6 protein-coding genes are annotated in these 9,283 nt (G+C 72.4%); all 6 read left to right on the top strand.

Annotated elements, in window-relative coordinates:
* The coding region (cobA, locus tag DI269_RS15430) for a uroporphyrinogen-III C-methyltransferase (RefSeq protein ID WP_112137341.1) at positions 1-771 on the top strand (771 nt) is incomplete at its 5' end.
* 306 nt (positions 772-1,077) lie between these two features.
* A complete protein-coding gene (locus DI269_RS15425) occupies positions 1,078-2,091 on the top strand; it encodes a hypothetical protein (protein WP_198667461.1) in 1,014 nt (337 codons plus the stop codon).
* Positions 2,092-2,445: 354 nt separating this feature from the next.
* Positions 2,446-5,076 (top strand): fibronectin type III domain-containing protein, encoded by a 2,631-nt coding sequence (locus DI269_RS15420; RefSeq protein WP_112137337.1) that lies wholly within the window; start codon positions 2,446-2,448, stop codon positions 5,074-5,076.
* A 57-nt stretch (positions 5,077-5,133) separates the two neighbouring features.
* Positions 5,134-6,114, top strand: a complete 981-nt coding sequence (locus tag DI269_RS15415) for an AAA family ATPase (protein ID WP_112137343.1) — start codon at positions 5,134-5,136, stop codon at positions 6,112-6,114.
* Positions 6,111-7,337, top strand: a complete 1,227-nt coding sequence (locus tag DI269_RS15410) for a DUF58 domain-containing protein (RefSeq protein WP_112137335.1) — start codon at positions 6,111-6,113, stop codon at positions 7,335-7,337. The genes DI269_RS15415 and DI269_RS15410 overlap by 4 nt, the downstream gene beginning before the upstream one ends.
* A partial coding sequence (locus tag DI269_RS15405; RefSeq protein WP_112137333.1) for a DUF3488 and transglutaminase-like domain-containing protein occupies positions 7,334-9,283 on the top strand: 1,950 nt, incomplete at its 3' end. The genes DI269_RS15410 and DI269_RS15405, both read left to right, overlap by 4 nt.

Below are 9,283 nucleotides of genomic sequence, written 5' to 3'. Positions count from 1 at the left end.
GTCGCCGCCGCGCTGCGCGCCGGCGACATCGACGCCCCGCGCTCGCGCCGCACCCGCCCCGCCGGTGTCGCGCTCGTCGGCGCCGGCCCCGGCGACGCTGACCTGATCACCCTGCGCGGCCTCGAACTGCTCCGCCAGGCCGAAGTGGTCGTCTCCGACCGGCTCGCCCCGCAGGAGCTCCTCGACATGCTCGGCGACGACGTCGAGATCGTCGACGCCGCGAAGCTCCCGTACGGGCGCCACACCACGCAGGAGCAGATCAACGCCGTCATGGTCGAGCGCGCCCGCGAGGGCAAGTTCGTGGTCCGCCTCAAGGGCGGCGACGGCTTCGTGTTCGGCCGCGGCGCCGAAGAGCTCGACGCATGCCTCGACGCCGGGGTACCCGTCGAGGTCGTCCCCGGCCTGTCGTCCTCGATCGCCGGGCCCGCCGCGGCGGGCATCCCCGTCACCGAGCGCGGCGTCGTCCACGACTTCACCGTCGCCACCGGGCACGTCCCGCCGGGGCCGCAGAGCCTCGTCGACTGGCACTCCCTCGGGGCCGGGAACGGGACGGTCGTGCTGCTCATGGCCGTCAAGAACCGCGCCGCCATCGCCGCGGCGCTCATGGAGGGCGGGCGGCCCGGCTCGACCCCGGTCCGGATCGTGGAGAGTGCGACGACGAAGAACCAGACGGTCCGCGAATGCGAATTGTCCGACCTGGGCGGCACCGAGGCGCACCACCCGGCCGTGATCGTCATCGGAGCGGTCGCCGCGAGGGGCCGCGGACTGTGAGTTCCCGCAGCTAGAGGCAGGTTTCACGGCGACCCCGAAGTGTCATCTCGGGGTCGCCGCACTTTTACCTAATCCACTCTTTACAAGTCTGAACACAGGCCGTAATATTCGTCCATCAACAGCGCGGCGGTCGTCGCGTCTGCCACCGTGGTCACGTTCTGGACCAGCGGTGTACTTCCATTAGAGCGGGGTATCTCGCTCACCCTTTTTGTCCTCTTTGGAGTGTGCATGCGCATTCGTGAGTTCTCTGCTGAGCTCGCTTCGCGGCTCAAAGTCGCCTATGCGGTCCGCAATGTCGATATGACAATGCCCGGACTGACCCTGGTCGACGAATGCGCGCCCCGCGCCGGCCATATCCTGGCCGCACGGGTCGACGCCATCGGGCACCACAACTGGCTCGAGATCGCCACCGGCCGCAAGGCCGCCATCTACCCCGGGGACGAGGTCCTCCTGGCCTTCGGCGAGCGGTACGCCCCCGACCAGTACGAGTCCCGCATCCCCGACGTCCTCGGCACCTCCGTCGACCTCGTCGCGGCCGGCGGCGTCGCCGGGGAGGTCCTCTCCCGGCACGGCGACATGCGCCCGCCGACCCGCCTGGAGCCCATCGGCATCCTCGCCGACCGCGAGGGCGTCCCGCTCGACTTGCGCCGCTTCAACGTGCTCGCCCCGTTCGGCCTGGGCGACCACCCGCCGGTGGTGTGCGTCGTCGGGACCTCGATGAACGCCGGGAAGTCCACGACCGCCGCGTCCGTGATCCGGGGCCTGTCCCGCTCGGGCCGCCGCGTCGCCGGCATCAAGATCACCGGGACCGGCGCGGGCGGCGACCCGTGGATGTTCCGCGACTCCGGCGCGGTCGTCGCCGCCGACTTCACCGACGGCGGCTACCCGACCACCGCGGGCGTCCCCGTCCCCGAACTGGCCGAGCTCGCCCAGACGCTCTACCACCACGCCGCCGCGCACGACGTCGACGCCGTGGTCATGGAGATCGCCGACGGCATCCTCCAGTCCGAGACCTCCGCGCTGCTGGAGTTCCCGGTCATCCGCGAGCTCGTCGACGGCGTCGTCCTCGCCGCCGCCGACGCGGCCGGCGCCCGCTACGGCGCCATGCACCTGCGCAACCTGGGCCTGCCCGTGATCGCCGCCTCCGGGCGCCTCACCCAGTCCCAGCTGGCCATCCGCGAGGCCATCGCGGGCATGGACGCGCCGGTGTACACGCCGAACGAGCTCGCCGCGCCCGAGACGGCGTCCGAGATCCTCGCGATGGCCGGGGTCGCGCGCTCGCGCCGCGCCGGCGTGTTCGAGGTCGGCGAGGCCGCCTAGCGCGCCTCTGCTCTCCAGTCCCTACTACCAAGGCAGGACCGACGGCGGCGCAACTTCGAATGCGCCGCCGCGGCGGACAACCGAATACGAGACCTCCGACGGGCGGTGCACTCGCTGCACCGCCATCTCCGCGCCCGAAAAGGCACCCCTACGTGTCGGTAACCTGACCGGCTTGTGCCGCTTCGGGATACCCGAGACCTTTACCGTCTTGTGACAATGGCAGCCTAGTCCTAGTTGCACCCGCGAATTAGGCTCGGGTTCGTGCGCCGCCCCGCCCGCACCCCGCCCGCGTGAACCCACGCGCGGGCCCGCGAGCCGCCGACTTGCACCAGAAGCGCAGAGGATCTCCCCCATATGACCACTCCGAATGTCGACGCCCGACGCCTCAACGTCAAAGGGCTGCTCATCGCGGTCGGACTCCCGGTGGTCCTCGTCGGCGCGCTCGTCGCCACGCTCCTGGGCACCGGCGCGTTCAGCCGCGAGAACGAGGGCGAGGACGCCAGCCTCTGGCTGTGGACGACCCCCCTCGGCGAACTCGCCCGCGTCAACGGCCTCACCGCCGCCACCGACGTGCGCCTCGACGTCACCGACGCCATGGGCAACGCCGTCCAGGTCGAGCAGACCGACTCGCACCTGCTCCTGCGCGAGATCGCCACCGGCAAGGTCTCCGCGATCGACCTGTCGACCCTCGAACTCACCGGCTCCGCCGAGACCGCCCCCGGGGAGGGCGTGCGCGTGGCCCTGTCCGACGAGGGCGCGTTCATCATCGACCAGACGCAGGGCCTGGTCAACCAGGTCGACCCCGCCACCCTCAGCGCGATCGGCGACCCCCTCCAGTTCCCCGCCGGCCTCACCGGCGGCGCCTTCGACGCCACCGGGATGCTGTGGATCGGCGTCCCCCGCGAAGGGACCATCGTCCAGATCGAGCCGCAGGACTCCGGCGCCAAGACCCTCGCGACCGAGGTCGTCGCCCAGCCCCGCCAGGAGCTCGCGCTCACCGTCCTCGGCGACGGCGTGGCCGTCCTCAACTCCACCGCCAAGGAGATGACGACCATCCGCTCCGACGGCCGCCGCGCCGTCACCGCCATCGAACTGGCCGGCCCCACCGAGACCGCCGTCTCCAGCCCCGGCACCGTCGCCTCCGTGACCGTGACCGACCCGCCGTCGATCGTCACGGTCGACGACGACCAGACCCGGACCTTCCAGATCGCCGCTGGCGCCTCCGAGCTCCTCGGCGCCTCGGTCGAGTTCCACGAGCGCATCTACGTGCCCGACGGCGCCTCCGGCATCGTCTGGGTCTACGACCTCGAAGGCAACGAGCTCCAGCGCATCGAGATCGACTCCGGCGGCGGCCCCGTCGAGCTCTACCACACCGGCGACACGCTGTTCGCCAACGCGGTCAACACGAACGCCGCGGTGGTCGTCTCCGCCGACGGCGAGGCCGTCCTCGCCCCCAAGAACCGCGACGACATCCTCGGCGGCGACGCCCCGCCCACCGAAGAGGACGAGGGCGGCGACGAAGGCGACGAGGAGGGCGACGAGGAGTCCGCGCCGCAGGTCGGCCCGCCCGGCGCCGTCACCAACCTCGACGGCACCGTCGGCGACGGCCTCATCAACCTCTCCTGGGACGCCGCCCCCAACAACGGCTCCGCCCTCACCAAGTACGTCGTCGAAGGCGCCGGCCAGACCTGGGAGATCGCCCCGAGCCAGCGCGTCCTCGAAATCGGCGACCTCGACAACGGCCAGCCGTACACCTTCACCGTGACCGCCCACAACGCCGAAGGCGCCGGCGACACCGTCACCTCGCCCTCGATCGTGCCCTCAGCGGACGTCCCGGGCGCGCCCGGCGCCGTCACCGCGATGGCGAACCCGGACGGCACGGTCACCGTGAACTGGGAAGAGGCCGACGGCGAAGGCAACGACATCTCCGGCTACCAGGTCGAGGCCATCGCCTCCGGAGGCGAGCAGGTCGTCGTCGGCCAGGCCTCCGGGACCGAGCTCAAGACCACCGAGGGCACGCTCGAATACGGCCTTGGCTACGTCTTCCAGGTGACGACCCTGTCCGGTGCGGCCGCCTCTGCGCCTTCTCCGCAGTCGAACTCGGTCACGCCGTTCAACGTGCCGGACGCGCCCGCCAACCTCTTCGCCGAGAGCTCCGGCTCCGCAGCCGGGACCATCGACGTCAGATGGGACCAGCCGTCCAACAACGGCCGCGACATCCAGAAGTACGTCGTCACCGCCGGAAGCCAGACCACCGAGGTCACCGGCACCACTGCGAGCCTGTCCGGCTTCCAGAACAACGAGCAGGTCAACGTCTCGGTGGTCGCGGTGAACGAGGCCGGCCAGTCCGAGCCCGCCACCACCACCTCGAACACCATGGCCGCGCCCACGGTCCAGATCTCCAGCCACTCCGCGACGGCCGATCAGATCAACCTGACCCTGGCCTTCGACGACGGTGGCAGCGACGACGCGCAGTGCACCCTGCTGAGCGACGGCGTCACTCAGTCCACCCAGTCCTGCCCCGATGTCTACGCCGTGGTCGGCCTGAAGGCCTCCACGAGCTACAGCTTCCAGATCCGGATCGAGAACCCGGCCGGTCAAGCGACCTCGTCCTCGTACAGCGCCTCGACCAACACCGTCACCGCCTCCGTGTACTTCCGATGCGACGAGGGATACGACACCCCATCCGGCTACTGCGACTCCGTCGACGGCGTCAGCGTCTACTCCTCGCCCAGCCAGTCCGGCAACTCGCTCGGCACCACCAACACCGGCGACAGCTACAAGGCCTACTGCTGGACCACCGGAGACGCCACCATCAACCCGCGCGGCACCGAGAGCGGCCAGTCGGTCGACTATCACCCCGGCAAAGACGCCTCGAACAAATGGCTCAAGATCGACTACGCTTCCAACGCGTACATCCCCTTCGTTTGGATCAACGTCGACGGAGTCGGAAAGAACTCCACGGGAGACCTCCCGGAGTGCTAGCAGGAGACATGAATGCACGACACCGAGCAGACCCACCCGCTGAGAGTGCCTAAGCGCATGCAGCAGCAGGTCCAGCTGGGCGCCGCGCAGGCCGAGTCCTTCGCCGCCGCGTTCGAGCGCCTCGCCTCGGCGGTCGACACCGTCGTGCTCGGCAAGCCCGAGGTCGTGCGACTCGCGCTGACGGCCATGTTCGCCGAAGGCCACATCCTCCTGGAGGACGTGCCCGGGACCGGCAAGACCACCATGGCCCGCGCCATCGCGGCCGCCGTCTCCGGGCAGTGGCGGCGCATCCAGTTCACGCCCGACCTGCTGCCCTCCGACGTCTCCGGCGTCACGATCTTCAACCAGGCCAGCGGCGCCTTCGAGTTCCACCCCGGCCCCGTCTTCGCGAACATCGTGATCGCCGACGAGATCAACCGGGCCAGCCCGAAGACCCAGTCCGCGCTCCTCGAAGTCATGGAGGAGGGCCGGGTCACCGTCGACGGCCGCCCGCACCAGGTGCCGCAGCCGTTCCTGGTCGTCGCCACCCAGAACCCCGTCGAGATGGACGGCACCTACCGCCTCCCCGAGGCCCAGCTCGACCGCTTCCTCGTGAAGCTCTCCGTCGGCTACCCCGTCGAGGCCGCCGAGATCGAGGTCCTGCGCGGCACCCACCAGCGCAGCCCCGAGCAGCTCGCCCCCGTCGTCGACACCGACACGGTCGCGCAGATGGCCGAGATGGCCAAGCACGTCTACATCGCCGAGCCCCTGTACGCCTACCTCGTGCAGCTCGCCAACGCCACCCGCAACCACCCCCAGGTCGCCGTAGGCGTCAGCCCCCGCGGGCTCATCGCCCTCACCAGGGCCGCCAGCGTCTTCGCGCTCTCCCAGGGCCGCAGCTACATCATCCCCGAGGACGTGAAGGCCCTGGCCGTGCCGGTGTTCGCGCACCGCATCCAGCTCGCCCCCGACGCCGCGATGCGCGGGGCCACCGGTGCGCAGGTCGTCGCCGACGCCTTCGACCAGGTCCACGTCCCCCTGCCCGCCTCGGCGGCATGAGCGAGACCGGTCCGGCCGCACCTGGGCAGGAGACCGCGGCGACTCGGTCCACACTGGCCGAGAAGCTGCTCGCGGTCCCCGTCACCGCCCGCGGCGCCGGCCTCGCGGTCGCCGCGGCCGCGCTCATCGCCTCCGGATGGCTCTGGGGCTACCCCGAACTCGCCGCCCTCGGCGCCGCCGCGGCCCTCGCGTGCGTCGCCGCCGGATCGGTCATCGCCGCCAAGCCCCGCCTCGACGTCGCCCGCACCGTCACCCCCGACCGAGTCTCGGTCGGCCACACCGCCACGGTCCAGCTCACGGTCCGCAACACCGGGCGCTGGCGGGCAGTGAACGCCCGCGCCGTGGACGCCTACGGCGGCACGGGAATCGAGACGCGCCGCGTCGCCGTCCCGCTCGCGCGCCTGCGCCCCGGCAAGAGCGCGGGCGCGAGCTACGTGATCAGCGCCGAGCGCCGCGGCGTCGTCGACGCCGGGCCCCTCGGCATCGGCAAGCGGGACCTCCTCGGCCTCGCCGCGACCGCCGGGAACTTCGGTCCCACCGCGCGCCTGTGGATCCACCCGCGCCTGCACCAGCTCGCCCGCACCCCCGACGGCCTCGCCCGCTCCCTCGAAGGCACCGCCGACAAGGTCGAGCAGGGCTCGCTCACCTTCCACGCCCTCCGCGAGTACGTCATCGGCGACGAGCTGCGGCACGTCCACTGGCGCACCTCCGCGCGCATCGGGAAGCTCATGGTCAAGGAGCACCTCGACACCTCGCTGCCCACCGTCGCCATCGCGATCGACGACCGCGCCGAGAGCTGGCCCCACCCCGACCCGTTCGAAGCCGCCTGCGAGGCCGCGTACTCCGTCCTCACCGCATGCTTCCGCGCCGAGTACCACGCCGCGCTCGTCCCCGCCTCCGGCGCGCGGCTCTCCGGGGCCGGGCGCGACTCCTACGGCGACCTGCTCGCCGAGCTCGCCCCGAACGCGAAGGACACCCTCGACGGGTACGTCGCGCGCCTCACCGCCGCCCGCTACGGCGACACGCTCGTGTGGATCACCGGGACCGAACCGCCCACCGACCGGCTCGCGCAGCTCAAGCGCGCGTACCCGACGGTGATCGCCGTGCACCTCGCCCACGGGCTCCCCACCTCCGCGAGCCTCGCCGGGGGCCTGCCCACGGTGCGGGCCGCCGACGGCGAGCAGTTCGCCGCGGCCTGGAACAACGGCGGGACCCGCCTGTGACCGTCGACCGGATCAAGCCGCCCCGGCGCAGCGGCCGCCGCCTCCGCTACCGGCTGCGCGTCGCCGCCGTCGCGGCCTGCCTCACCCTCATGTGCGCCCTCGCGGGCACCGTCGCCGCCCGCGTCTACCACGGGCAGCTCCTCGTCCTCCTCGTCGCCGGGGCCGCCTTCGGCGCCTTCGCGATCGGCTTCGCGCTCCGCAACCGCCCCTCGTTCCTCGCCCCCAGCGCCTCCCTGTTCGGCCTCGCCGCGTACCTCCTCGGCGCCATCTACCTCACCACCGACGGCTCCGAGCCGCTCCCCGCGACGATCGTCGACGCCCTCGTCAACGCCGTGCCGCGCACGCTCACCGCGCTCATCCCGGTCGAGCCCGCCCCCGACACGGTCGTCGTCCCCGTCTTCCTCACATGGCTCGCCGCGACCCTCGCCTGCGAGTTCGCGATCCGCTACGGCCGCACGCTCCTCGGCTGCCTGCCGCCGACGCTCCTGTACGGCGCCGGGCTCTACCTCGTCGGCCCCAACGCCGACGGCGGCACCGCGTACGCCGTCGCGTTCTGCGTCCTCGCCGCCGCCGCGCTCGCCGTCACCGCCGCCCCGCCCGAGCGCCGCCCCGACCGCGACGCCGTCGTCGACGGCCCCGCGCCCTCGAAGGCCCCCGCGCTCATGGGCGCCGTCGTCACCACCTGCGTCCTGCTCGCCGCGGTCGCACTCCTCGGCCCGGCCGCGGCCCGGCTCGTCACCGCCAGCCCCGGCGACCCCCGCGAGTACGTCGAGCCGCCCCGGCTCACCGACATCGACCTGAACCCGCTCGTGCGCATCGCCGCCTGGTCCAAATACCCCGACCAGGAGCTGTTCGAGGCCGACACCAGCGGCGACTCGTGGATGCGCCTGGCCGTCCTCACCGAGTACGACGGCACCACCTGGCAGGCCGAGGGCGACTTCCGCACCGCCGGGACCGTCATCCCCGGCAGCGGCGACGCGAACTTCTCCGCCGACGTCGAGATCATCGGCCTCGGCGGCAAGCTCGTCCCCGCCGCCGCCGACCCCGCCACCATCACCGGCCTCCCGGTCGCCGTCAACCTCGCCAGCCGGTGCCTGCTCACCCCCGACGGCCTCGCGACCGGCTCGACCTACCACGTCGAGTCCGCGCTCGTCACCGCCGACCCGGCCGCCGCCGAGACCGCCCGGCCCGACCTCACCGACGCCGGCACGGTCGCCGTCCCGCCCGGGACCCCCGAGATCATGGCGACCATCGCCGACTACGTCCGCAACACCTACGACACGCCTTACGAACGCGCCCAAGGGCTCGCGGACTTCCTCGCCCAGCACTACGCGTACAACCCCGAGGCGCCCTCCGGGCACGACCTCCCCGCGCTCGGGTTCTTCCTCGGCAGCCCCGCCGACGCGGGCGGGCAGCGCGGCACCAGCGAGCACTTCGCGGCCGCGTACGCGATCATCGCCCGCCTCATCGGCCTGCCCAGCCGCGTCGTCGTCGGCTTCGAGGTCCCCGGCGGCTCCAGCACCGTCACCGCCGGGCAGGGCTCGGCCTGGCCCGAGATCAAGTTCGACGGCGCCGGCTGGGTCCGCTTCGACCCGATGCCGGCGCCCGACGCCGTCCCCGTCCCGCCCGAGGACACCCTGGAGCAGATGGAGGAGGAGACCCCGAGCCCCGAGGAGGACGACGGCGGCGGGGGAGAGGCCGAGGACTTCAACGACGAGTCCCTCGAACAGGACGGCGACTTCAACGACGAGCTCGGCCAGGACGCCGGCGGCATCCCCGTGTGGGCCTGGTACGCGCTCGGCGCGCTCCTCCTCGCCTCCGTGCCGCTCGTCCTCAAGGCCCGCCGGTCCCTGCGCCGCCGCCGCAGACTGCGGCGCGGCGGCCCGGCCGACCGCGTCGCCGGCGCCTGGGCCGAAGTGCTCGCCGCGGCCGCCCGCGCTGGCGTC

This window comes from Glycomyces dulcitolivorans, from assembly GCF_003265355.1.
GTDB classification, from domain to species: Bacteria; Actinomycetota; Actinomycetes; order Mycobacteriales; family Micromonosporaceae; genus Glycomyces; species Glycomyces dulcitolivorans.
Note: the sequence above shows the minus strand (reverse complement) of the source record. Positions and strands in the feature narration are given on the sequence as shown.